General features: G+C 49.4%; 1 pseudogene. It reads right to left on the reverse strand.

Annotated elements, in window-relative coordinates:
- Positions 1 to 234 (reverse strand): annotated as a pseudogene (locus SB773_RS32020) (Fis family transcriptional regulator); the annotation flags it as partial.
- Positions 235 to 269 lie beyond the last annotated feature (35 nt).

The raw sequence follows: 269 nt of genomic DNA on the forward strand, positions 1-269 counted from the left end.
GCCGCGAAAGACAGGGGTAGCGACCGACCAAACCTTGCGCCCCCGCGTATTCTCCTGAATAAACACATGCTTTCCCCGCTGACCCTTGCATATATCCAAAATATTTTGACGAAAAAAGCCCTCTTTTTGCAGCTCACCAAAATGCTTGCCGATCAACATGTCCGGATGCTCATACATCCAAAACTCTTGTAAATACGTGCCGGCCAGGCGCATGATCCGCCCTTGTCCATTCATGACGAGAATCTCTTCATTTGAGGAGGAGTAGATCG

The sequence above is a fragment of the Bacillus sp. SIMBA_074 genome (genome assembly GCF_046534555.1).
GTDB classification, from domain to species: domain Bacteria; phylum Bacillota; class Bacilli; order Bacillales; family Bacillaceae_G; genus Bacillus_A; species Bacillus_A mycoides.